General features: G+C 68.5%; 25 protein-coding genes. 2 read left to right on the forward strand and 23 right to left on the reverse strand.

The features are described 5' to 3' along the window. Positions 1–91: 91 nt before the first annotated feature. From ccsB to hemL, 6 genes are all read right to left on the reverse strand, one after another. Positions 92–1,063, reverse strand: a complete 972-nt coding sequence (gene ccsB, locus TVH25_RS13760; protein ID WP_296549453.1) for a c-type cytochrome biogenesis protein CcsB — start codon at positions 1,061–1,063, stop codon at positions 92–94. Then, positions 1,060–2,751, reverse strand: a complete 1,692-nt coding sequence (gene resB / locus TVH25_RS13765) for a cytochrome c biogenesis protein ResB (protein ID WP_169619439.1) — start codon at positions 2,749–2,751, stop codon at positions 1,060–1,062. Before resB ends, ccsB begins: the two co-directional genes overlap by 4 nt. Next, complete coding sequence (locus TVH25_RS13770) at positions 2,748–3,584, reverse strand: cytochrome c biogenesis CcdA family protein (protein WP_422424492.1); 837 nt, start codon at positions 3,582–3,584, stop codon at positions 2,748–2,750. Before TVH25_RS13770 ends, resB begins: the two co-directional genes overlap by 4 nt. A 33-nt stretch (positions 3,585–3,617) precedes the next feature. After that, on the reverse strand, positions 3,618–4,220 hold the full coding sequence (locus TVH25_RS13775; protein ID WP_422424478.1) for a TlpA disulfide reductase family protein: 603 nt from the start codon (positions 4,218–4,220) through the stop codon (positions 3,618–3,620). Next, positions 4,217–4,867: a histidine phosphatase family protein gene (locus TVH25_RS13780; RefSeq protein WP_169619435.1), complete on the reverse strand. Its 651-nt coding sequence runs from the start codon at positions 4,865–4,867 to the stop codon at positions 4,217–4,219. Before TVH25_RS13780 ends, TVH25_RS13775 begins: the two co-directional genes overlap by 4 nt. A gap of 67 nt (positions 4,868–4,934) precedes the next feature. Next, on the reverse strand, positions 4,935–6,260 hold the full coding sequence (gene hemL, locus TVH25_RS13785) for a glutamate-1-semialdehyde 2,1-aminomutase (protein ID WP_296549452.1): 1,326 nt from the start codon (positions 6,258–6,260) through the stop codon (positions 4,935–4,937). A 125-nt stretch (positions 6,261–6,385) separates the two neighbouring features. On the opposite strand from hemL, the gene TVH25_RS13790 reads away from it, so the two are divergent. Further along, positions 6,386–8,332 (forward strand): acyl-CoA dehydrogenase, encoded by a 1,947-nt coding sequence (locus TVH25_RS13790; protein ID WP_169651271.1) that lies wholly within the window; start codon positions 6,386–6,388, stop codon positions 8,330–8,332. On the opposite strand, the gene TVH25_RS13795 is transcribed toward TVH25_RS13790, so the two are convergent. The 9 genes from TVH25_RS13795 to TVH25_RS13835 form a co-directional block, all read right to left on the reverse strand. Next, positions 8,314–8,517, reverse strand: coding sequence for a cation transporter (locus TVH25_RS13795; protein WP_169619430.1), 204 nt, complete (start codon positions 8,515–8,517; stop codon positions 8,314–8,316). The two genes, TVH25_RS13790 and TVH25_RS13795, sit on opposite strands and share 19 nt — an antisense overlap. A 43-nt stretch (positions 8,518–8,560) precedes the next feature. Beyond that, positions 8,561–9,052, reverse strand: a complete 492-nt coding sequence (locus tag TVH25_RS13800; protein ID WP_422424481.1) for a hypothetical protein — start codon at positions 9,050–9,052, stop codon at positions 8,561–8,563. 213 nt (positions 9,053–9,265) lie between these two features. Beyond that, positions 9,266–9,799 (reverse strand): hypothetical protein, encoded by a 534-nt coding sequence (locus TVH25_RS13805; protein ID WP_296549451.1) that lies wholly within the window; start codon positions 9,797–9,799, stop codon positions 9,266–9,268. Further along, on the reverse strand, positions 9,796–10,773 hold the full coding sequence (gene hemB / locus TVH25_RS13810; RefSeq protein WP_169619428.1) for a porphobilinogen synthase: 978 nt from the start codon (positions 10,771–10,773) through the stop codon (positions 9,796–9,798). Before hemB ends, TVH25_RS13805 begins: the two co-directional genes overlap by 4 nt. A 45-nt stretch (positions 10,774–10,818) precedes the next feature. Further along, the gene (locus TVH25_RS13815; protein ID WP_378608289.1) at positions 10,819–12,384 is read right to left on the reverse strand and encodes a uroporphyrinogen-III synthase; all 1,566 of its coding nucleotides are present in this window, start codon (positions 12,382–12,384) and stop codon (positions 10,819–10,821) included. 63 nt (positions 12,385–12,447) lie between these two features. Further along, positions 12,448–13,458, reverse strand: coding sequence for a hydroxymethylbilane synthase (gene hemC / locus TVH25_RS13820; protein WP_296549449.1), 1,011 nt, complete (start codon positions 13,456–13,458; stop codon positions 12,448–12,450). Then, a complete protein-coding gene (locus TVH25_RS13825; protein WP_169619422.1) occupies positions 13,455–14,879 on the reverse strand; it encodes a glutamyl-tRNA reductase in 1,425 nt (474 codons plus the stop codon). Before TVH25_RS13825 ends, hemC begins: the two co-directional genes overlap by 4 nt. Beyond that, positions 14,876–15,721 (reverse strand): redox-sensing transcriptional repressor Rex, encoded by an 846-nt coding sequence (locus TVH25_RS13830; protein WP_169651273.1) that lies wholly within the window; start codon positions 15,719–15,721, stop codon positions 14,876–14,878. Before TVH25_RS13830 ends, TVH25_RS13825 begins: the two co-directional genes overlap by 4 nt. A gap of 158 nt (positions 15,722–15,879) precedes the next feature. After that, on the reverse strand, positions 15,880–16,170 hold the full coding sequence (locus TVH25_RS13835; protein ID WP_169619418.1) for a glutaredoxin family protein: 291 nt from the start codon (positions 16,168–16,170) through the stop codon (positions 15,880–15,882). 207 nt (positions 16,171–16,377) lie between these two features. On the opposite strand from TVH25_RS13835, the gene TVH25_RS13840 reads away from it, so the two are divergent. Then, a complete protein-coding gene (locus tag TVH25_RS13840) occupies positions 16,378–17,331 on the forward strand; it encodes an HAD family hydrolase (protein WP_169619614.1) in 954 nt (317 codons plus the stop codon). Positions 17,332–17,364: 33 nt separating this feature from the next. Here the strand turns inward: TVH25_RS13840 and TVH25_RS13845 are convergent, their stop codons facing one another. The 8 genes from TVH25_RS13845 to TVH25_RS13880 all read right to left on the reverse strand — a co-directional run bounded on the left by TVH25_RS13845 (position 17,365) and on the right by TVH25_RS13880 (position 23,788). Further along, on the reverse strand, positions 17,365–18,357 hold the full coding sequence (locus TVH25_RS13845) for a lysophospholipid acyltransferase family protein (RefSeq protein WP_169619416.1): 993 nt from the start codon (positions 18,355–18,357) through the stop codon (positions 17,365–17,367). After that, the gene (locus TVH25_RS13850; protein ID WP_378528545.1) at positions 18,354–19,427 is read right to left on the reverse strand and encodes an NAD-dependent epimerase/dehydratase family protein; all 1,074 of its coding nucleotides are present in this window, start codon (positions 19,425–19,427) and stop codon (positions 18,354–18,356) included. Before TVH25_RS13850 ends, TVH25_RS13845 begins: the two co-directional genes overlap by 4 nt. 193 nt (positions 19,428–19,620) lie before the next feature. Beyond that, positions 19,621–19,722: a 30S ribosomal protein bS22 gene (locus TVH25_RS13855; RefSeq protein WP_003402602.1), complete on the reverse strand. Its 102-nt coding sequence runs from the start codon at positions 19,720–19,722 to the stop codon at positions 19,621–19,623. 198 nt (positions 19,723–19,920) lie between these two features. After that, positions 19,921–20,160, reverse strand: a complete 240-nt coding sequence (locus TVH25_RS13860; protein ID WP_169619414.1) for a helix-turn-helix domain-containing protein — start codon at positions 20,158–20,160, stop codon at positions 19,921–19,923. Between the two features lie 155 nt (positions 20,161–20,315). Then, positions 20,316–21,152: a pyrroline-5-carboxylate reductase gene (proC, locus tag TVH25_RS13865; protein WP_169619412.1), complete on the reverse strand. Its 837-nt coding sequence runs from the start codon at positions 21,150–21,152 to the stop codon at positions 20,316–20,318. Between the two features lie 79 nt (positions 21,153–21,231). Continuing rightward, positions 21,232–22,074: a thioesterase family protein gene (locus TVH25_RS13870; protein WP_422424488.1), complete on the reverse strand. Its 843-nt coding sequence runs from the start codon at positions 22,072–22,074 to the stop codon at positions 21,232–21,234. Then, entirely contained in the window at positions 22,071–22,763 is a 693-nt protein-coding gene (locus TVH25_RS13875) for a MerR family transcriptional regulator (protein ID WP_422424490.1), read from the reverse strand. The genes TVH25_RS13870 and TVH25_RS13875 overlap by 4 nt, the downstream gene beginning before the upstream one ends. A 92-nt stretch (positions 22,764–22,855) precedes the next feature. Further along, positions 22,856–23,788, reverse strand: coding sequence for a sugar phosphate isomerase/epimerase family protein (locus TVH25_RS13880; RefSeq protein WP_422424494.1), 933 nt, complete (start codon positions 23,786–23,788; stop codon positions 22,856–22,858). Between the last annotated feature and the right edge of the window lie 3 nt (positions 23,789–23,791).

Consider the following 23,791-nt stretch of genomic DNA (forward strand, 5'->3'; position numbering starts at 1 on the left):
CCCGGTAGCTGCGTTCCGTCCCCCTGCGTTCCGTCCCCCATCGCCTACTCCCCCCCGCTGTTCGCCTGCGACGGCGCGACGATAGCAGGGGTCAGTTCAGTCCGGCGTACGAGTGCAGGCCCGAGACGACCATGTTGATGATGAACAGGTTGAACAGCATCGCGACGAAGCCCGCGACGTTGATCCAGGCCGCGCGGGTGTTGCGCCAGCCCGACGTGGCGCGTGCGTGGAGGTACGCGGCGTAGATGACCCAGGTGATGAACGAGACGGTTTCCTTCGGGTCCCAGCCCCAGAACCGGCCCCACGCCGCTTCGGCCCAGATCGCGCCGAGAATGATGCCGGCGCCGAACAACGGGAAACCGATGATCGTGGTGCGGTAGGCGAGCCGGTCGAGGATCTGGGCATCGGGAAGACGCTGTGCCATCGCAGCGAAGAACCCGCTCGACGCTTCGCCCTTGGGGTAACGGATGCGCAGCAGGAACAGCAGGCTCGCGACACCCGAGACGAGGAAGATGCCGCTGCCGACACTGATGATCGTGACGTGGATGGGGAGCCAGAACGACCGCAGCGCGGGCACGACGGGCGCGGCGTCTGCGTAGAGCACGGTGGCCGCGAGGAACATGAGGATGAGCACCGGAACCAGCACGTACACCCACATGATGCGGTAGGACGGCTTGCGGAGCATCACCAGGCCGAAGACGATCGCCGCGGTGCACGCCATCGCCACGAACTCGTACATGTTGCCGAGTGGGAACCGTTCCGTGGCGAATCCGCGCAACACGATGGACGCGATCTGGAGAGCGGCGACGACCACGACCAGCGCGCGCCCCATGTTGCCCAGGCGCTGCGACAGCGTCCGGCCGTTCGTCTCGGTGACCCGGCCCGGTCCGTCGGCCGGAACGCTGCTGCCCGACGCGACGAGCACCCGCTCGCGCTCGGCGACAGCGTCGGCGCGGTGCGTCGCATATTCGGCGACCAGCAGGATCAGTGCCAGTACCAGCACCGCGAACGCCGACTCGAAGGCCCAGTCGCTGTACTGCGCGAGGGTGTCGTTGAGTGTCATGCCTTTTTCTCCTGTGCCGCCGGGGCGGAGGCGATGTCGTCGTGTGAAGTGCCGACGTGCGTGGGGGACTGTCCGAGAAGTCGCTCGACCAGATGGTCGAACTCGTCGCCCCACCCGGCCTGATCGGTGCGCGCGAGCCCACCGACCTCTACTACGGTTCGTCGTTTACCGTCTGTCACTGTACCGGCCGGATACACCCGAACCCATACCCTGCGTCGTTTCACGACGAGGGAGACCAGCAGACCCGCCATCATCGTGATCGCCGCGACCAGCACCCACTGCTGTGCCGGGTCGTGCGAGACCTGCAGGTTCACGAAGTCGACGGCACCGTCGAAACGCACCTGCGTGCCGTCCGCCAGCGTCACGCTCTCCCCCGGCATGAGGTTCACGCGGTCCTGCTTGACGAGGCGGCCCTGGTTGATCAGTTCCTTGTTGAGCGAGAACAACGACTGGGGACTGCCCGTGTCGAGGCCGGCTTCACCCTTGTAGACGTCGATCGCGACCGCGGGGTCGAGCATCGCGGGAAACACCGACGACAACAGCGTCCCGTGGAAGGAGGCCGTCGGGGCGAACAGACCCTCGATCGCGATCTGGTTCTTCCGGCGCTCGTCCTGCTCGGTGAACATGTCGCCGGGCGGGTCGAATCGCATCGCGCCGCTGCTGAGGAAGGTCGTCGCGTCCTCGGGCGCCCACTGCAGCGTCTCGGTGCGGGTCTCGCCGTTCGGCCAGGTGACGGTGAACGTGGGCGCGTAACCGTGTCCCTGCAGGTACACCCGGTCGCTGCCGACGCGCAGTGGGTGGTTGACCTTCAGTTGGGCGTCGCGCCAGGTGTCGGTCGCGAGGTCGTCGCCGTACTGGTACTCGATGTTCGACGTGAACATCTCGGCCTGGCCGGTGTCGAGGTAGTCGGCCGAGAAATCGTTGACGCGCAGGCACATCGGGTTCAGGCCCGTGCCGTCGAGGTTCACGCCGGCGATGAACGAGTCGAACGCCGCGGGTGACGTCGTGCAGAATTCTTCGCCGTTCGCGACCACGATTCGCTGCCCCTCGTAACCGAGCAACTTGCCGATCGCGACGGCCGCGAGCAACGCGACGAGCGAGATGTGGAAGACCAGGTTTCCCACTTCCCGCAGGTAGCCCTTCTCCGCCGAGAGGGTCAGCTCGCCGTCGTGAGCGCGAGGTCCGCCCTCCCGACGCTCGACCTTCCACCCACGCAACTGCCCGCGTACCCGGTCGAGCACCGCGTCGGGCGCGTCGTCCACGGTGGTCTCGACGTGGTGCGGCAGACGCGCGAAGTTTCGGGGCGCCGGTACCGGCGGGGTGCGCAGCGCCCGGTAGTGCGCGACGCAGCGCGGCAGAATGCAGCCGACGAGAGAGACGAACAGCAGCACGTAGATCGCGGTGAACCAGAAGCTGCCGAACACGTCGAAGAGTTCGAGCCTGTCCATGAGCGGACCGAGGGTCGGACGGGCACTGATGTACTCGTCGACCTTGCCCGCATTGAGACTGCGCTGCGGCAGAAGGGCGCCCGGGATCGCGGCGAGCGCGAGCAGGAACAACAGCACCAGCGCCGTGCGCATGGAGGTCAGGCCACGCCAGGTGTTGCGTACGAGAGCGAACGCCCTCCCGGCGGGGGTCTGCCGCGGCGGTCGCTGCGGGGCAGGAGCGGGCGTGTCTGTGGCGGTCATACTGGCAAGATCACTTCCGAGATGAAGGCGTCCCGAACCCAGGACACGAACAGGTCCCATGCCCCGGTGACGAGAGCGATTCCGACGACGATGAGCAGGACGCCGCCGACGATTTGCACGGTACGCGCGTGCGTACGCAACCAGCCGACGCCGCGCAGCGCTTTGGCGGAGCCGAGCGCGAGCACGATGAACGGCAGGCCGAGGCCGAGGCAGTAGGCCACGATGAGGGTCACTCCGCGCGCAGCGGTGGTGCCTTCGGTGCCGGCCGCGAGCGAGATGACGCCGGCCAGCGTGGGGCCGAGGCACGGGGTCCAGCCGAGTGCGAAGACCGCGCCCAGCAGCGGAGCACCGGCCAGGCTCGAGATGCGGCGGGGCTCGGGACGCGTATCGCGTTGCAGGGCCGGAATGAGCCCGATGAACACCAGTCCCATGACGATCGTGACGACGCCGCCGATGCGCATGAGCAGTTCTCTGTTGACGGCGAGCGCCGAGATCGCCCCGAAGACCGACGCCGTCGCGAGCACGAAGACGACGGTGAATCCCGCGACGAACAGCGCGGCCGCACCGGCGACGCGCAGACGGCCGTCGTCACGAACCTTGGTGGTGCGCGCTCCGGCCTGATCCGCGGTGACGGCCGGTGCCTCGGCGCCGACGACGCCCGCGAGGTACGACAGGTATCCGGGGACGAGGGGAACAACACACGGGGAGGCGAACGAGACGAGGCCCGCAAGCATGCACGCGCCGACGGCGAGCAGCAGCGGACCGGAGAGCGCCGTGTTCTGGAAGGTGTCGCCGACTCCGGAGGCGAGCACCGCCTCCGCAGTCCCCGACATCAGCATTCCCGCGCCCGCTGCCCCGCTCACGATCTACCCCTCGTCCGCTTCGGCTGCGACGCGTTCCACGACCGGTTGCAGGTCGCTTGCGAGCAGTTCGGTGAGGAAGACGGCGGCGACCCGGTGGTCGCGGTCGAGGACCACGGTGGTGGGCACGACCGACGTCGGATAGTTGCGTCCGAGCGCCAGGAGCGACCGCATCGACGGGTCGTAGATCGACGGATAGCCGACCTGCTGCGACACGACGAAGTCCTGCGCCTTGTCGCGCTGCTTGTCGCGGACGTTGATGCCCAGGAACTCGACTCCCAGATCCTTGGTCTGCTCGTAGACCTCTTCGAGATCGTCGGCCTCGCTGCGGCAGGGTGCACACCACTGGCCCCAGACGTTGAGCACGACGACCTGTCCCGCGAAGTCCTCGAGCGAAATCGTGGTGCCTTCGTTCATGAGGTCGTCACCGCTCAGCTCACCGAGGGTGCCGCGCTCGGAAGGCGGATCGTAGAAGATGCGGGTCTGCCCACCGGGCGACACGAAGTCGAACGTACCGCCGGTCGCGACGGCGTCGTCTCCGGTCGCACACGAGGTGAGCAGCCCGGCACTCAGCAGTACCGCGCACACCACCCCGAACACTTTTCTCATGCGCCGTGGACGTTCGGGTCGGAGGCACCGGCCGGCTCGGAGTACACGAGGTCGACCAGGGTGTCGCCTTCGTAGACGAGCGAGGTGAGCGATGCGAGGCTGCACTGACGGTGGCGCGGGTCGTGCCACAGCCGCTCGCCCTCGAGGAAGCGGCGCAGCGTCCACACCGGGAGCTGGTGGCTCACGCAGACGGCCTCGTGACCGGCTGCGGCGACGCGCGCGGCGTTGACCGCGGCGAGCATGCGGTGCGCGATCTGCAGGTACGGCTCGCCCCACGACGGGGTGAACGGGTCGCGGAGTTTCCACCAGTGTCGTGGCCGGCCCAGCGCACCGTCGCCCACCGACACCTTGAGGCCCTCGAAGTCGTTGGCGGCTTCGATCAGGTTCTCGTCTGTGCGGATGGTGAGGCCGTGCTTCTCCGCGATGGGCGCGGCGGTCTGCTGTGCACGCTCGAGCGGCGAGGCGACGACGTGTGCGATGTCGTGGTCGGCGAGGGAAGCCGCAACGGCCCGGGCTTGCGCTTCACCGGTCGCCGACAGCTGGAATCCGGGGAGGCGGCCGTACAGGATGCCGTCGGGATTGTGCACCTCACCGTGCCGGAGCACGTGCACGATGGTGCGGGTCTCGGACGGGGCGGCTTCGGTCACGTGAGTATTCCTCGGGGTGATGGGCGGAGCGAACGGATCAGGACGGGCAGGTCGTCTACGGGGCAGGTCAGGGCGCGGTCGCGGCGGCGGCTGCGCGGGCCGCGTGCGGAAGGGCATCGGCGATCCGCGAGAACGCGGCGTCGTCGAGGGCGGCGGACACGAACCAGGTCTCGAATGCACTCGGCGGCGCGTACACGCCATGGTCGAGCAACGCGTGGAAGAAGGCGGGGAAACGCCAGGTCTGGGCAGCCTTGGCCTGGTCGTAATTCGTGACCGGGTCCTCGGTGAAGAAGACGCTGAGCATGGTGCCGGCGTTCTGGATGCGGTGCGGCACGCCCTCGGCGCTCAGGGACTCGTCGAGAAGGCGGCCGAGCGTCGCGGCATTGCGGTCGAGCGCGGCGTAGACCTCGGCGTCGGCGGCGCGCAGGCTCGCGAGCCCGGCGGCGACGGCCACGGGGTTACCGGACAGGGTGCCGGCCTGGTACACCGCACCCGCGGGGGCGAGGTGTGCCATCACGTCGGCGCGACCGCCGAACGCGGCGGCGGGCAACCCGCCGCTCATCACCTTGCCGAACGTCATCAGGTCACCGGCGACCCCGTCGATGCCGTACCAGCCCGTGGCACTCGCACGGAATCCGGTCATGACCTCGTCCATGATCAGCAGCGCGCCGTGCTCGCGGGTGAGCGCCTTCAGTCCCTCGTTGAATCCGGGCACCGGCGGCACCGTGCCCATGTTTCCGGCGGCAGCCTCGGTGATGACCGCGGCGATCTCGCCGGGATTCGCCTCGAACGCCGCGCGTACGGCGTCGAGGTCGTTGTAGGGCACCACCAGCGTGTCGCCCGCCTGCGCCCCGGTCACACCCGGGGAGGTGGGCAGCCCGAACGTGGCGAGCCCCGATCCGGCATCCGCGAGCAACGCGTCCACGTGACCGTGATAACAGCCGGAGAACTTCACAATCTTGGACCGTCCGGTGAATCCACGCGCAAGACGTACCGCGCTCATGGTCGCTTCGGTGCCGGAGTTGACGAGCCGTACCTGCTCGACGGGAGCAATTCGAGCGACGATTTCTTCGGCGAGTTCGACCTCGCCGTCCGTGGGCGCGCCGAATGACAGGCCCGACGTAGCGGCCGTGCGGACCGCGTCGACGACGGCGGGATGCGCGTGCCCCAGAATCATCGGACCCCAGGAACACACCAGGTCGACGTAGGTATTTCCGTCCACATCGGTGAGCGTGCATCCCGAGCCCGAGGCGATGAAGCGAGGCGTGCCGCCGACCGATCCGAATGCCCGGACCGGAGAGTTCACACCCCCGGGAGTGACCTTCGATGCCCGTCGGAAGAGTGCGGCGGATCGGGTGTCGCGGTCGGGCGCAGCATCGGGAGTCGCAGTCACGACTTCCAGTGTCCCAGTTTCGCCGGATTTGCCAAAAAAGCAGTGCGTCAAACCTGGTGTGTTTCTTCTCCCGGACGGTAGGGAAAGGCTGCCTTTTCCGGGGCGGATCACCTTATGGTCGAGCCATGCCGACCACAGCCGAACACCTCCGCACCGCACTCGACGGCGCGTGGCACGACGCCCGCCACCGCGCCCGCACCGATCTGGCCGACCCCGCGTTCGCGCCGCATTACACGCCGGACCTCGAGGAGGCCCGCGCGATCACCCTGAAGCAGATGAAGATCCTCGCGGAGCGCGGCTACGCGGCGTCCGGTTTCTCCGTCGAGTCGGGCGGGACCGGCGACCCCGGCGGGGCGGTGGCATCGATCGAGATGCTCGCGATGTCTGATCTGTCGCTGATGGTCAAAGCCGGGGTGCAGTGGGGACTGTTCGGCGGCGCGATCGAGAACCTCGGGACCGAGCGTCACCACAAGGAGTACATCCGGCCGCTCATCGACCTCGATCTGCTCGGATGCTTCGCGATGACGGAAACCGGGCACGGCAGCGACGTCCAGGCGCTGGAGACCACCGCCACGTACGACCCGGCAACCCAGGAATTCGTCGTCCACTCGCCCACTCCGTCGTCCCGGAAGGACTACATCGGCGGTGCGGCGCAGCACGCAAAGGTCGCGGCGGTGTTCGCGCAGTTGGTCACCGGCGGCGAGTCGCACGGCGTGCACTGCTTCGTCGTTCCCATCCGCGACGAGGACGGCAACGACCTGCCCGGGGTGACCACCTCGGACTGCGGTCACAAGGGCGGACTGCCCGGCGTCGACAACGGCCGGATCATGTTCGACTCGGTGCGGATCCCCCGCGAGAACCTGCTCAACAAGTACTCGGACGTCGAACCGGACGGCACGTACGTGTCCGACATCGACAATCCGAGCCGCCGGTTCTTCACGATGGTCGGCACGCTGGTGCGCGGCCGCATCACGGTCGGTGGGTCCGCGGGCGCCGCGGCGCGGGTCGCGCTGACCATCGCCACGCAGTACGCGGAGAAGCGCCGGCAGTTCGACGCGCCGGGCCGCGAGGCGGAGGTGCCGATCATGGACTACCTCGTCCACCAGCGCCGACTGCTCCCGCTCATCGCGCGGTCATATGCACTGGGATTCGCGCAGAACGAGTTGCTCAGCACCATGAACCGTCTCCAGTCCATGTCGCTGGAGGACCTCGATCCCCAGGAGCAGCGCGAACTCGAAGGTCGTGCCGCAGGCCTGAAGGTGGCCCACACCTGGCACGCATCGCGAGCGATCCAGGAGTGCCGGGAAGCGTGCGGCGGCGCGGGCTACATGGCGGAGAACCGGCTCACCGCTCTGCGCGCCGACGTGGACGTGTTCACGACGTTCGAGGGTGACAACCATGTGCTCACCCAGCTCGTGGCGAAGGAACTGCTCACCTCCTACGCCGACGAGGTGCAGGGCATGAGCCCGGTGGACTGGATGCGCTTCGCCGCGACGACGATCTCCGATGTCGTGAAGAAGCGGACCGCTGCGCAGCAGATCATCCAGACCTTCCTCGACACCCGGCAGGACAACGAGGAGGACGGCAGCCTCTTCAACCGCGGTACGCAGCTGACCATGTTCGAGGACCGCGAGCAGTATCTGATCTCGACGGCGGCGCGACGCCTCCAAGCGGCCATGAACCGCGAGGAGAACGCGTTCGACGCGTTCAACTTCGTGCAGGACCATGTGCTGCACGCCGCCGAGGCGCATATCGACCGCGTGGTGCTGGAAGCATTCGTCGCGGCGATCGACGACTGCAAGGACGAAACGGCGTGCGGCCTGCTCTCGGAGCTGTGCGACCTCTACGCGCTCACCGTGATCGACGGCGACAAGGCCTGGTTCATGGAGCATCGGCAGCTGTCGGTGGAGCGCGCCAAGGCCGTGGGGCGCGGCATCAACGAGCGTTGCCGCACCCTGCGTCCGTATGCCCTCACGCTCGCCGAAGGTCTCGGTGTGCCGGAGTACCTGCTCGGCTCGGCGATGCTCGACCGGGAAGGCGCGGTCGCTCCGCTTCAGGGCGCGAGCGCGTAACCCGCTTCGTCGACGGCGGCGGCGACCGCAGCCCTATCCGGTTCGCTGCCGCTGTCGACGACGAGCTGTCCGGTCTCGAGGTCGGCCTTCGCGGCGGTCACTCCGTCGAGCGCGCCGACTTCTTCTTCCACGGCGGCGACGCAGTGCCCGCAGGTCATGCCCTCGACGCGGTACGTGGTCTGCATGGTGGTGTGTTCCTTTCTCGGGGGGACGCCCGCAAATATACCCCTAGGGGGTACCTGCGGCACGAACGAGTTCCTCGAGTCGCGCCCGCAGTCCGTCCGCGTCCTTCGCCCAGGCCCGGACAAGTGCGCCGCCGCGCAGGCGCAGCCCGACAGCGGTGCGGCCCCGGGGCACGCCCGAGAGTTCGCCGAGGGTGCGGGCCGATTCCCACCGATCCGGCTTCCACGGGTCGGCCGACGGCGGCAGCACCGCCTCGATGTCGTCCACCGGCAGTTCTTCGGTGCCCTGGCGCAGCACGGTCGGAGTGAGCTCCACACTCACGTGCCGCCGGGCAGCGACGACCATCGGATAGACGAATCCGGCGAGCAGGAGCGCGATCACCGGCAGCGCGATCCAGTGGACGACCGGCCCGGTCGCGATCTCGACCGCTAGCCCCACCGCGCACAGCACCGGACCGTAGGCCACCGTGCGCCAGCGGCCACCCGGTTCGTGGAACAGCGGCACGGTGATATCGCCGGTGGGAGATGTGCCGCTCAAGCGGTGAGTGCTCCGGGTATCACGATCAGCAGCGTGGTCACCAGGCCGAGCACGGCGATCAGGGCGATCAGGACCAGTTCGCGACGACGCCCATAGGGCCTCGGTTCCACCTGCATGACGTCCTCGAGGTCGACGGGAACGGCCGTGTCCGGCCGTGGATGCCAGCGCTCACCGTACTATCCCCGCACGCGGATCTGAACCCGGTGACGCGCTCTAATCCTGGGGAAGCCGGAGGAAGTACCGGTTCGAGTCCTTCCGGTGCATCAGAACGATCGCACCCACCGTGAGCACCGCTTGCACGATGCCCACGAAACCGAGTATCCAGCCGAGGGTGCCGCCGCCGACCCCCACACCGAACACTGTCGGCAGGGTCGACAGGGACATGAACACCCCGAGCAGGGTCAGCAGCATTCGGGCCCAGTTCTTGGCACGCCGCAACTGCCTGACCACGAGGTACAGGACACCGATGAGTGCCAGACCGAGCGCGGCGGTGAGCCCGACCACCACCGGCACCGCGGACTCCAACTGCTCGCTCGTGACGCCCTCGAACGCCGGATCCTGGGCCATCTCGGTCATGAGATCGACCAGTTCGGTACGCCTGGCCACCATGTCGACCAGGCTCGCGACGAGCGTCACGACAGCGAGGCCGAGTACTCCACACCACAGTTGGTACGCCGTTGTGACATCCGCGGGTACGGGCCGCTCGGACGGCGCGGCGGACACCGGCGGGGGTACGGGAAAGCTCACGACAGCCGGCCCGCGACCTCTGCGGCCCAGTAGGTGAGCACGATGTCCGCACCCGCACGGCGGATGCCGATCAACGATTCGAGGATCGCGGCGTCGCGGTCGATCCAGCCGTTCGCGGCCGCGGCGGAGATCATCGAATACTCACCCGAGATCTGGTAGGCGGCCACCGGCACCGGCGACCGGTCCGCGACTTCCCGGAGCACGTCGAGGTACGACATCGCCGGCTTGACCATGACCATGTCGGCGCCTTCGGCGAGGTCGAGATCCACCTCGTGCAGCGACTCGCGACGATTCGCCGGGTCCTGTTGGTAGGTCCGGCGATCGCCGTCGAGGGACGAGCCGACGGCCTCGCGGAACGGGCCGTAGAACGCGGACGCGTACTTCGCGGCGTAGGCGAGCTGGCCCACGTCCGTGTAGCCCGCGTCGTCGAGCGCCGCGCGGATCGCCGCGACCTGGCCGTCCATCATCCCGCTCGGCCCGAGCAGATGAGCGCCCGACTCCGCCTGGATCACGGCCATGTCGGCGTACCGCTCGAGCGTCGCGTCGTTGTCGACGACACCCGAGTCGGTGAGCACTCCGCAATGCCCGTGGTCGGTGAACTCGTCGAGGCACGTGTCGGCCATCAGCACCGTCGAGTCGCCGAGTTCGCTGCGCAGCGACCTGAGAGCGCGATTGAGGACGCCGTTCTCGTCGGTCGCACCCGAACCTCGGGCGTCCTTGTCTTCGGCGCGAGGCACGCCGAAGAGCATCAGCCCGCCGACACCCGCCTCGACCGCGGCGGACGCCGCAGCGATCAGCGACTCGCCGGTGTGCTGGTACACACCCGGCATCGACGTGATCTCGCGAGGCTCCGATATTCCGTCGGCAACGAACATCGGCAACACGAGATGCCGCGGCTCGAGGGAGGTTTCGGCAACCAGCCGACGCATCGCCGGCGTGCTGCGCAACCGGCGCGGACGAATCTCGGGAAACATTCGGACTACATCACCTTCCAGGAGAGACACCACGCCGTACGTGGATCAGCGGCGGGCGCGGGACTTCTTCCGCGGCGGAGGCAGCGCACCTTCGGCGCGCAACCGGGCCGCGTGCTCGGCCAGGGCCTCGACGAGCGGTCCCACCTGAGCGGTCTCCGGCTGCACGTCCACGCGCAGGCCGAACTCGATCGCGGTCTCGGCCGTCTTCGGTCCGATGCACGCAACGATGGTGCGCGCGTGCGGCTTTCCGGCAATGCCCACGAGGTTGCGGACCGTGGACGACGAGGTGAAGCACACCGCGTCGAACCCGCCGGTCTTGATCATCTCGCGGGTCGATGCCGGCGGCGGCGCCGCCCGGACGGTCCGGTAGGCCGTGACGTCGTCGATCTCCCAGCCGCGTTCACGCAGACCCTCGGCGAGCGTCTCGGTCGCGATGTCGGCCCGGGGCAACAGAACCCGGTTGACGGGATCGAACACGTCGTCGTACGGCGCGAACTCCGCGAGCAGGCCTTCGCTGGACTGCTCTCCGCTCGGAACCAGTTCGGGGATGATGCCGAACGAGCGCACCTTGTCGGCGGTGGCCTGACCGACACACGCGATCTTCACGCCCGAGAACGCACGAGCGTCGAGACCGAACGCCTCGAACTTCTCCCACACGGCGCGCACCGCGTTGGTGGAGGTGAACACCACCCACTGGTAGCGGCCGTCGACGAGACCCTTGACCGCGCGTTCCATCTGCGCCGGGCTGCGCGGCGGCTCGACCGCGATCGTCGGCACCTCCATCGGAATGGCGCCGTGGGTGACGAGACGATCGCTCATCTCCCCGGCCTGTTCCTTGGTGCGGGGCACCAGCACGGTCCAGCCGTACAGGGCGCGCGACTCCCACCACGACATCTTGTTGCGCTGCGAGACCACCTTGCCGACCGTCACGACGAGCGAGCCGACGAGTTCGGAACCCGCGTCGTTGAGCGTCGCAAGGGTCGCTTCGACGGTGCGCTGCTGACGCGTGGTGCCGCGCACCGTGATCGCAGCGGGAGTCTGGGGCGCGAGTCCGTGCTCGACGAGTGCGCTCGCGGTCTCGGCCAGATGCCCCGACGTGGCGTGCAGGACGAGCGGGCCCGGAGCCGCGGCCAGCGCGGCCCAGTCGACCTCGCCGCGCACGTCGACCTCGGTGTGACACGAGCCGAGGGCCATGCCCGCGTAGCTCGGCACCGACGATCCGGCGGGCAGGCCCGGCAGAACCTCGAAGACGACCTGCGTGCGGGCGACGGCATTGACCTCGGCGATCACCGAGTCGGTCGTGAGCGGATCGCCTGCGACCAGGCGCACGACGTCGCGTCCCGCCTTGGCTTCCGCGACGAGCGTCTTCGCCACCTCGGCGGGCTCGCCCAGGGCGGGCCGGACCTCGGCGACGGGCTCCCCCGTCTCGGGGTCGGTGCCGTGATCGGTCCCGACGAGCGCAACGACGCCCTTGTCGACATCGGGGTCGGTGAAAGCGATGGTGGCACCCGTGAGCACGTCGTGCGCGCGCACGGTGAGCAGTGCCGGATCGCCCGGTCCAGATCCCACGAACAGGATCCGTCCGGGAGTGTTCTTACGGACTCGGCTCATCGGTCATTCTCCAGTGCGGTCAAATCTGCGGTAAGGGAAAAAAGGGGGAACAACACGGCCACGTCAATCATCCGCCGTGGCCTGTTCGGGCAGTATGCCGTCGGCGGTCATCAGGCCCCGGGCACCGAGTTCGAGCAGTTCGCGGGCCACCGCACGGCCGAGTTCCTCGGCACGCTCGGGGGCGCCGACCGCGCTCGCGCGCAGCACGTCCGAACCGTCGAGCGCGGCGGCACAGCCTCGCACCGACAGCTCCTCGAAGACGCGCCCGTCCTCGTCGATCGACTCGACGACCTCGGCGAGCGCCCCGACGGGAGCCGTGCAGCCGGCTTCCAGTTCGGCGAGCAACGACCGCTCCGCGACCACAGCGGCGCGACTGGCGGCGTCGTCGAGAGGCGCGACCAGCGCGATCGTCTCGGCATCGTCGGAGCGGCACTCCACCGCGAGAGCCCCCTGCGACGGTGCAGGCAGCATCTGTACCGGTTCGAGCGCCTCGGTGACCCGGTCGAGCCGGCCGATGCGCGACAGCCCGGCGCGCGCGATCACGATCGCGTCGAGTTCGCCGGAGTCGACCTTGCCGATGCGGGTGTCGATGTTGCCGCGCAGCGGCTCGAGCTCGAGGCCCAGTCCCAGCGCGGCGAGCTGGGCGCGACGGCGGGGCGCGGAGGTCCCGACCTTCGAGCCCGACGGCAGCTCACCGAGCACGAGACCGTCGCGGGCGACGAGCGCGTCGCGCGGATCTTCCCGCGGCGGCACTGCCGCGACGACGAGTTTCGGGTCCTGGAAGGTGGGCAGGTCCTTGTACGAGTGGACTGCGATGTCGACCTCGCCGTTGAGCAGCGCCTCACGGAGTTCGGCGGTGAACACGCCGACGCCGATCCGCTGGACGGGGCCCGGCGTGACGTCACCCTTCGTCGTGATGATGACGAGTTCCGCGGGATGCCCGGCGGCTACCAGCGCGTCGCGCACCGTTCCGGCTTGGGTGGTGGCGAGCACACTGCCGCGGGTGCCGATCCGCAAGGTGCGGCGCTGCCCGGGTGCGTCGATCCGGGTTGCCGAAGCGGCTTCGGTGCTCATGCCTTGCCGTCCTTTCGTGGGGCCTGCAGCTCAGTGGTGACCGCAGGGTCGAGTGCGGCGGACAGGTCCGTCGCCATGGTCGGGTCGGTCAGCGACCCAAGTTCTTTGGTCGGGGTGGCGACCGCGTCGACCGCGCCCGGACGCAGCTCGAACAGCTCGCGCAGAGCTTCCGCGTACTGGTCGCCGCCGGGGGTCGAGGCGAGTTGCTTCACCCGCACGGTCGGCGCGTGCAGCAGTTTGTCCACCACTCGCCGGACGGTGCGTGCGACCTCGTCACGCTGCGTGTCCTCGAGATCGGGCAGGCGTGACTCCAGACGCATCAGTTCGCCTTCGACGACCTCGGCTGCACGCTGACGCAGTGCCGTGACCGTGGGGGTGACCTCGGCGAGCCGCTGCGCGGTGAGGTACTGCGACAGTTCCGACGCGACGATCGCGCGCGCGGCCTCCGCGTCGGAGGACGCGGCACCGGCGGCAGGATCGCGTTGCAGCGACTCCATGTCGAACACCGTCACGCCGGGCAGACCGGCCACAGCCGGTTCCACGTCGCGCGGCAGACCGAGATCGCAGATCGCCAGGGGACGCTCGCCGCGTCCTGGCTGTGCGAGCGCACGGTGCGCGTCGGCGAGGGTGACCACCGTTCCGACTGCGCCGGTGCAGGTCACGGCGACATCGACGCGCGACAGTGCGGAGGCGAGATCGTCGAACGCAACGACGTCGGCCTCGACGCCGTTGGCACGGGCGGTCTCGGCAAGTCGCTCGGCGCGCTCACGCGTGCGGTTGGCCAGCACGATCGTGCCGACGCCGGAACGGGTGAGGTGCGCGACGGCGAGGCCGCCCATCGCACCGGCACCGATCACCGCGGCGGTGCGGCCGCGCAGCCCGTCACCTCCGAGGAATGCCGAGGCCTTGTCGAGAGCCACCGACACCACCGAGGCGCCGGCGGAATCGATCCCGGTCTCGGAGTGCACCCGCTTGCCGACGCGTAGCGCCTGCTGCGCGAGTTCGTGCAGGGTCCGGCCGGCGGCCTGCTGGGCATCGGCCGACGCGTATGCCGTGCGGATCTGCCCGAGGATCTGCTGTTCGCCGACCACCATCGAGTCGAGTCCGCTGGCCACGGAGAACAGGTGCTCGGCTGCGGCTTCGCTGTACCGGACGTAGGCGTGCTTCTGGAGTTCGGCCAGGTCGAGCCCCGAATGTTCGGCAAGCAACTCACCGACCGTCGACAGGGCGCCGTGGAACGCATCGACGACCGTGTACACCTCGACCCTGTTGCAGGTCGAGACGATCATGGCCTCGGAGATGCGGCCGGACGCCATCATCTTGTCGGTGAGCTTGGGGCGGTCGGTATCTGCGACCGCCACCTTCTCGAGAATCGAGACCGGAGCACTCCGGTGCGAAATCCCGACGAGGAGAACACTCACGGCGCGATCACCGATCCGTTTCTGGTCACGGCCGGACCCAGTGGGCCCGCCTTACCTGTTTGGGTTCGCCGAGCGGAACTCTGCGTGGACACTCGCGCGAGACCGGACGCCCGGGCGCCGTCTGCGGTTCTGACGAGTTCGTCGTGGCGGGTGCTGTTGAACGACAGCACCTGCATCTCCACGGCGAGGTCGACCCGGCGCACCTCGACATGGTCGGGCACATCCAGTTCGATCGGGGCGAAGCTCAGCACGCTCCGGACGCCCGACCGCACCAGCAGGTCGCACACGTGCTGGGCGACGTCTTCGGGAGTCGCGACGACTGCGATGGTGGCACCGAGTTCGCGGGCGTCCTCTTCGAGCGCGTCGACATGCCGGACGATCAGATCGCCGACGCGGGTTCCGACGACCGCGGGATCGGCGTCGAACAGGCCCGCCATGGTGAACCCGCGGCGATCGAACCCCGGGTACCGGGCGAGCGCACGGCCCAGGTTGCCCACTCCGACCAGCACGACGCGGTGTCCGCGGTCGAGGCCGAGAGCGTTTTCGATACGCGATTGCAGGCGCAGGACGTCGTATCCGACTCCCCGCACGCCGTTCGGTCCGAGGAACGACAGATCCTTGCGCAGTTTGGCCGAACCGACCCCGGCGGCGGACGCGAGTTCCTCGCTCGACACGATCAGAGTGCCCGCTTCGACGAGCGCTCCGAGGACCCGCAGATAGGTCGCGAGACGCGTCACAGTAGCCTGGGGGATATCCCTCACCGGGACAACGGGAGCGGCACCCCCGCCGGAGTCGGCGGTACCGCGGGCGTCCTCGCCCTGCGGTGGGTGCAACTGCGTCACGTTGTGGCTCCTCGTCCGGCCTGTGGACACACGTCTGGCCTCACGGTGATCCGGGGATTTCGTTCACCCCACGGTAACCGCTTGTGAAGCCATGCACAAAGTTGCTCGAAGGCCCCCGAATGTGCTTCTCACCTGCGTCACGGCCGACGAGGGTCCGCTCAGCGGGCCAGATCGGCACGCAGTCGCGCCTCGTCCACCTCCCAATAACTGTGCTCCCGCCCGTCCAGCAGGACGACGGGCAGACGGTCGCCGAATTCGGCACGCAATTCGGGATCCCTTGCGGCAGCTTCGTCCACATCGATGCAGGTGACCTGCAGCCCGAACTCTTCACAGAGCTGCTCGAGCTGCCGGTGCGCCGGCTCGCACGCGGCGCACCCGGCACGGACCAGAAGCGTGACGTCGTGACGGAGTGCGGACGCGTCGGGGGCGCGGAAACGATCATCGGTCATGCATCCACTGTGCGCCATCGCCCGTCGAGATGAACGTCACACCCTCACGACCGCGTTGTTCCTCCTCGGGTGCGCATCCTCGGGTGCGCGTCGCGTACGGGCTACGCTGGGCGCGGGTCACCCGTGATCAGGGACGGGTGGGAGGACCCGGCCGTCGCGACACCGGAGGTGCGAGTGCCAGCAGGTTCGTTTCCCTACGTGTGGGGCATGGGCGAAACATGGGCGCGGATCATCAGGCCCGGCCGGCGGCTGCTGTCGCGAAAGTTCGGCCCGAGCGAAGAAGAGGTGCGCGCCAACCTCGCGGGCGCGGCGAGTGCCGATGCCGCTCTCGCGATGCAGGAGTCACGGACCGAACCCGAACCCGATCTCGACGCCGCACCACCGGCTCGCGATCTCACCGCGGCCGCGTTCTTCGACGTCGACAACACCATGGTGCAGGGCGCGTCGATCATCCACTTCGCGCGCGGACTCGTCGCGCGCGACTACTTCCGGAAGTCGGACCTGTTCGAGTTCGCGTGGCAGCAGGTGAAGTTCCGCGTCACCGGCAAGGAGAATGCCCACGACGTCGCCATCGGCCGCGACAAGGCGTTGTCGTTCGTGCAGGGCCGCTCCACCGAGGAACTTCGGCAACTCGGCGAAGAGATCTACGACGAGATCATTGCCGACAAGATCTGGGCCGGCACCCGCGCGCTCGCACAGATGCACCTCGACGCAGGTCAGCAGGTCTGGCTGGTCACCGCGACACCGGTCCAGCTCGCGGATGTCATCGCGAAACGGCTCGGTCTGACCGGTGCGCTCGGCACCGTCGCGGAAGCCGAGGACGGCAGGTTCACCGGCCGGCTCGTCGGCGACATCCTGCACGGTCTCGGCAAGGCGCACGCCGTGCGTGCGCTCGCCATCGGTGAAGGCCTCAACCTCAAACGGTGCACCGCGTACTCCGACAGCCACAACGACCTGCCGATGCTGTCGGTGGTGGGTACCGCTGTGGCGATCAACCCCGACCCCGATCTCCGGCAGGTCGCGCGGACGCGGGGATGGGAGATCCGGGATTTCCGGACGGGCCGCAAAGCCGCGAAGGTCGGGGTGCCCACCGCGCTGGGGCTCGGAGCGGCCGGCGGTGCGGTCGCCGTGATGGTCGGGCGTCGCCGCGACCGCAACTGACAGTCGCACGACCGCGACGGGCCGGAGGAAGCTCTAACCGAGGAAGACGTTGCGGCGGCGCGTGAGCAGTTTGTAGAGCGTCTGCTGGATGGTTTCCCGAACGTGGTCGGTGACCTCGAACAGCACCATCGGGTCGTCGGCTGCCACTTCGTCGTACACATCGGTGTTGATCGGTGTGCCGAATTCGATGTACCACTTGGACGGCAGCGGAATGATCCCGAGCGGGCCGAGCGCCGGGAACAGCGGCGTGACGGGAAAGTACGGCAGGCCCAGCAACCGTGCGAGGGACGACAGGTCTGCCAGGTTCGGGTAGATCTCCTCCGAACCCACGATCGAGCACGGCACGATCGGGGCGTGGGTCTTGAGCGCCGCCGACACGAATCCGCCGCGGCCGAACCGTTGCAGCTTGTAGCGCTCCTTGAACGGTTTCCCGAGACCCTTGTAGCCCTCCGGGAACACCGCGACCACCTGGTCCTCGCGCAGCAGCCGTTCGGCGTCGGGGTGGCACGCGAGGGTGTGGCCGGCTTTGCGTGCGACCGTCCCGACCAACGGCATGTCGAACGCGAGATCGGCGGCGAGCATCCGCAGCGGCCGTCCCGCGCGTTCCCGCACCGCGACCGAGGTCATGAGCGCGTCGAGAGGCAACGTCCCGGCGTGGTTGGCGACGACGAGCGCGCGCCCGTCGGTGGGGATGTTCTCGGCACCGCGCACCTCGACCCGGAACCACTTCTCGAACAGCGGACGCAGGACGGGCTGGACCACGTTGTCGGCGAAATGCGGGTCGAAGCCGAAATCGTCGACCTCGTAATCGCCGGTCATGCGCCGCCGCACGAATTCGGCCGTGCCGATGACCTGGGCGATGAGGGCATCGCGGAAGTCGTCGAGCAGTCCACCGGTATCGACGGACTGCTTCGCCTCGCTCTCCTTCCGCTCGGGAGGACCCGGCGTCACGGTGCGGTGCGTGCCTCCGCCCGCCGGACGACGCGAACCGGCGTGCAGCGGGATCACCTTGGCAACCTGTGTCATCGAACCTCCGTTCGCTCTCCCAGGGCGGACAGCACCATCGACTCGGCTTTGTCCACCCATTCGGTCTTCATCACCCGGGTGAGGCCGATGCCCCGCGCGAAGTCGTCGAGCGCGTCCCGCGTCGTCCATCGCGGCTCGAAGCCCAGTTCGGTGCGCATGCGCGTGGTGTCGAGGCCACAACCGAAGTGGAAATAGTCGAGTTCTTCCTTCGTGAACGACTTCATCACCGAACCCATGAGCGCGTGCCCCGCGGTGCGGAACAGCGCGTAGGGCATCGGCACCGTCACGCCACCCGCCCGGCGGACGGCCTGCGACATCATGACGATGCCGTCGCCGGCGATGTTGTAGGTTCCGGACGGCCCCCTGCCGACGACGGCATGTTCGAGGGCGCCGAGGGCGTCTTCCTCGTGGAGAAGTTGCAGCCGCGCGTCGCGGCCGAGCACGCTGGGGACCAGCGGCGAGGTCAGATAGGTCGACACGGAACCGGGCAACCGGCTCCCGACGGTCGGGGCAAGTCGCAGGATCGTCGTCGCGATGTCGCTGCGGCGGCGGGCCAAGCCGCGCAGGTAGCCCTCGATTTCGATCATGTCCCGGGCGAAGGGCCCGGTGGGCCGGCGGCGGGCGCTCATCTCTTCCGTGAACTTCGCCGGGTCCTTGGCGCTGGACCCGTAGACGACCGAGGACGACCGCAGCACGACCTTGCGCACCGACGGCGCTTTCTGGCACACGGCGAAGAGTTGCATGGCGCCGAGGATGTTCATGTCCTTCATCGCTGCGCGACTGCCGGACTTGGGAGCTTTGGCGACGGCCGACGCGTGCACCACGGTATCGACGTCCATGTTGCGGATAACTTTGCCGAGGAGCGGGTTCCGGATGTCGGCGAGGACGAATTCGGCGCGGCCCATCCGCCGGTGCATGTCTTTGGTGGGCGATTGCGTATCGACGGCGATCACGCGCTCGATTTCAGGATTCTGCGCCAGTCGTGTGACGAGGTAGCCGCCCAGGAACCTGCTCGCACCGGTGACGAGCACCACACGAGATTGTTCTGCTTCCCGCCCCTGCGAACTCACATCCACCCCTGCCTGTGACACCAGCGAGCTCTTACGCTGTCGCGGTCCTCACGGTATGCGGCCACAATACGGCGCGTTCGGCATACGCGCATTACACCCGGGGCGATGCCGCCATCCGCGGCGCGGCGACCGGACGCGGATACAAGCGATGCCCGCCACCGTGAAGGGGGCGGGCATCGGCAAGCTCAGAGACTTACTTGCCGAGTTTGCGACGCTGCACGCGAGTGCGACGGAGCAACTTGCGGTGCTTCTTCTTGGACATGCGCTTGCGGCGCTTCTTGATCACAGAACCCATGTGGGCATCCCTCACGTTTCTTATAGCGTTCCTACGCACGCCGGTGACGTACGCCTGATGTATGTCGACGCTGGCCCTCGTTGAGTTCAGCGCCTCACGACACCGGCCGCCGGTACGACGAAAAGCAATCGTACCGGGGCGGGTACGCCTTGGTGAAACCGAGGTCCGCTCCGTGACGCGACTGCCTTCGACGATCCGTCACCCGACGTCGAAATACGATGTCTCCAGGTAGTCGTGAACCGCCTTCGCATGCACTCGGAACGAGCGTCCGACGCGCACCGCGGGTAGTTCACCACTGTGGACCAGTCTGTAGACGGTCATCTTCGACACCCGCATCAACGCCGCCACTTCGGCGACCGTCAGGAATTGGGTACCGGCGAGAACCGATTGTCCGTCTTGGGGTTGTTGCCCCTTCGACGGCGTGTTTCCTGTAGCCATTACACACCTCCGGCACGTCCGCGCCGCCGGCTTCCCCTCCGGCGGAACAGACACGCACGTGCTGTTTCGAGCTTAGCGTGACGAATGGTTCCTGTGCGACGATGACGACCGGTATTTTCCGGACTCCCGATCCGGTACACCCCATAATGAGGGGTTTACGCGGTGCCCGGCCCCGGTTCGGGCGCACTGCCGATCTGCTGCGAGCGGGCACGCGCGGCGTCGATCGCCTCGTAGAAGGCGTTGCGGACGCCCCCGCGTTCGAGTTCCCGGACAGCGGCCGCGGTGGTCCCGCCCGGTGAAGTGACCGCGGCACGCAGGTCCGCGGCGTTCTCCCCCGACTGCGCGAGCATGGCCGCCGAGCCCGTCATCGTCTGGACGACGAGTTCGGTGGCGACCGCGCGGGTGAGCCCGACCGCGACGCCCGCGTCGATCATGGCTTCGGCCACCAGGAAGAAGTAGGCGGGGCCCGAACCCGAGACAGCGGTGACGGCGTCGATCTGCGCTTCCGGCACCACCGACACGGTGCCCACCGTGGAGAGGAGTTCCCGGACGGTGTCGAGGTGCTGTGGCCGAGCGTGCCGGCCCGCGGCCAGAACGCTCGCGCCCTGCCCGACGAGCATCGGCGTATTGGGCATCACCCGGACGACGGGGAAACCCGCCGGAAGCTTCTTCTCGTAGCGCGCCGTGGTGACACCGGCAGCGAGGGAGACCAGGATCTGTTCGTTCTCGCTGTCGAGGTCGGCCGACGACAACGCCGTGACCACCGCGTCGACGTCGTTGGGTTTGACGGCCACCACCACGACGTCCGCACCCTCGGCTGCGTCGGATGTGCTGTCGGTGACGCGGATCGAGTACTCCGCGGCCAGTTCCTGTGCACGTTCCGGGTACTTCTCGGCCACGACGAGATCTTTCGTCGCAAAGCCGTTGTGCAGCAGTCCGGAGATCAGGGCCTCGCCGATCTTTCCGCCACCGATCACAGCAATTCTCGTCATAGGTGACAGCCTGCCACGACGCGCTGCCCGTCCGGTATCGCAGGTCGTGTGTCGGCAACCACCGCCTTGCGGCGCTGCCTCAGCGCGGGATCATCGCCAGCTGACGCGACTGCACGACGACTGCGCCCGTGGAGTCGACCACGGTGTGGTCTTCCTCGAACCACTTGTTGCCCAGCACGCTGCTCTCCGCCGTCACCCGCAGCCATCCGGGGGCGGGCACGCGGCGCAGGTATGCGGTGAGCTGCACGGTGGGTGCCCAGCCGAACAAGCCCCGGTTCATCGTGACGGGTGCGGAGATGTCGCCCGCCATGAGTGCGAACAGCACGGCGGTGTCGATATCGGTCTCGTCGTCCGCGCGGGGGCGCGTCCACATCGACACCGACGGCTCTCCCTCCGTCCCGGACAGGAAATGTGCGGTCGAGCCGTCGATATGCAGGTTCGCGAGCCCGGCGAACTTGACGATCCGACCCATCGGATGGTCGGGGGTCACGGCCACCGCGTCCGCGACCGGCTCCACGGGCAGCGAACTCGTGCGGTGCGGCACGGTGTGGAGCGGCTCGCCGCCGTCCGGGACACCGAGGGTCACGCTCGCACGGACCGCCACCCGGCCTCCCTGCGCGAGTTCGACGTCGACGACCCCGACCTGCCGGCCGTTCTTGCGCAGGGTCGTGGTGAGGTCCACCTCGCCCGGATCGGGCGCGGAGACGAACGAGGCGCTGACGGCGAGCGGTTGCACGGCCGCATCCGCACCGGCAGCGAGAATTTCCCGGCGTGCAGCGGCGGCACACACCGCGAGCATGCAGCCACCGTGCACCTTCGGCCCGATGGTCCACAGGGGGTCGATATGCGCCTGCCAGGCGTTCTGGCCCGTCGCGGTGACGGTGACGAGGTCGCGGAAAGGATGGGAATGGGCCGTGCTCACGGGTTCTCCTCGGTGTTCGACTTGCCGGTGGTTCTACTCGGGGTCTCGTGCGGGGGCACGAAGAGTCCCGCCGCAAGGTGCTGATGGGCGAGACGGCGCATCGCCGTGAGGACCGGCTCGTACAGTGCGGTGCCGAGCACCGCGGCCTCGACGGTCTCGTGCGGGGAGGCCGTGGGCAGGGCTCCGACCTCGAAACGCGCGATCTCCCGGATGTGCTCGCCGTACGCGTCGATGCGGCGCCCGGACATCGGGAGCCCGGCGGCGTCGAGCGCCGCGAGCGCGTGTTCGAGCTGCGCGACGGCCGCGAACCGGGGGTCGTAGAGCTGACCGAGATGCTCGAGCACGCGCCTGGCGCGGGGATATTCGGGATCCTCACCACGGGTAGGGCCGCCGGTGTTTCCGGGTTCTTCGTGGACGTACGGCGGGAGCGTGGCGATCGCCTTGCCGAGCGCCTCGAACAGGTCGTCTCCCGGATGGTCCGCGAGCGCGACGATCATCTTGATCCTGTCGAGCGGAAGACCCTGGGCGGCGAGGGCGCGGACGAGACCGAGTCGCCGGACGTGCCGGTCGTCGTACTGCGCCTGCGTCGCGCTGGTCACCCGGCCGGGCATGAGCAGCCCTTCGCGCAGGTAGTACTTCACCGTGGGGAGCGGCACGCGAGCGCGCGAGGCGAGTTCGGAGATGCGCACGGATCGACCCCTTTCACCCTCGGTCGATAATGGATACTACAGCTATCCAATCTCGGCAGACAGCAGTACCCGACAGCGGGTGGGATGTCGTGTCAGGCGTCGCCCTGCTGGTCGCCGGCGTCGGCGTCGTCCGACTGCGCGGGTATCCGGGCAACCTCCGTGAGGCGCAGATGCTCCGGACCCGAGGTCAGTGCGCGACGTGCCGGCCGGGCAAGGTGCCGGCGCGCGAACTCGAGGGACCGCGCGAGCATGGCCGAGCGTTCCGCCCGGGTGCGCGCACTCTGTGTGCTCACCTCGAGCACGACCTGTCCGGCGAAGTCGCTGTCCGCGAGTCGACGGCACATGTCCGCGCACGGCTGGGTGCCGTCCCCCGGGACGAGATGCTCGTCCACCGGCGATCCGCGGCCGTCCGCGAGGTGCAGGTGGGTCAGCCCGTCCCCCATCCGGTCGGCCAATGCCATCGGATCCATTCCGGCCGTCGCGGTGTGCGACAGGTCGAGCGTGTAGTGCGGGAATCCGGTGTCCGTCGGATCGAGCGAAGGCCGGAAAGTGGACACCGCCCGGCCCGGTCCGCGGCGCCGGAGGCGTTCGGCTCCACGCTCACGACCGCCGAGCAGGACGTCGGCACGCATCGGGAACATGTTCTCCACCGCGACGGATACGTCACTGGTGTCCTCGAGCGCCGCGACCTGGTCCGGGAAACCGTCCGCGTATCGACGCTGCCAGCGGAACGGCGGATGGATCACCACCGTGGCCGCGCCGAGGATCTCCGCGGCCCGCACCGATCGCTCGAGCTTCGCAACCGGGTCGGCGCCCCAGACTCGCTGGGAGATGAGCAGGCACGGCGCATGCACCGCCAGGACCGGCACTCCGTACTTGCGCACCAGTCGCTCGACCGCACCGAGGTCCTGGCTGACGGGGTCGGCCCACACCATGAGTTCGACACCGTCGTATCCGAGGTCCGCCGCGAATCGGAAGGCCCCCAACCGGATCAACGGGGTAACCGCACCCGGCCGCCGCCCCACCCC

It is taken from the genome of Rhodococcus sp. 7Tela_A2, assembly GCF_049311045.1.
In the GTDB taxonomy this organism is placed as follows: Bacteria; Actinomycetota; Actinomycetes; order Mycobacteriales; family Mycobacteriaceae; genus Rhodococcus.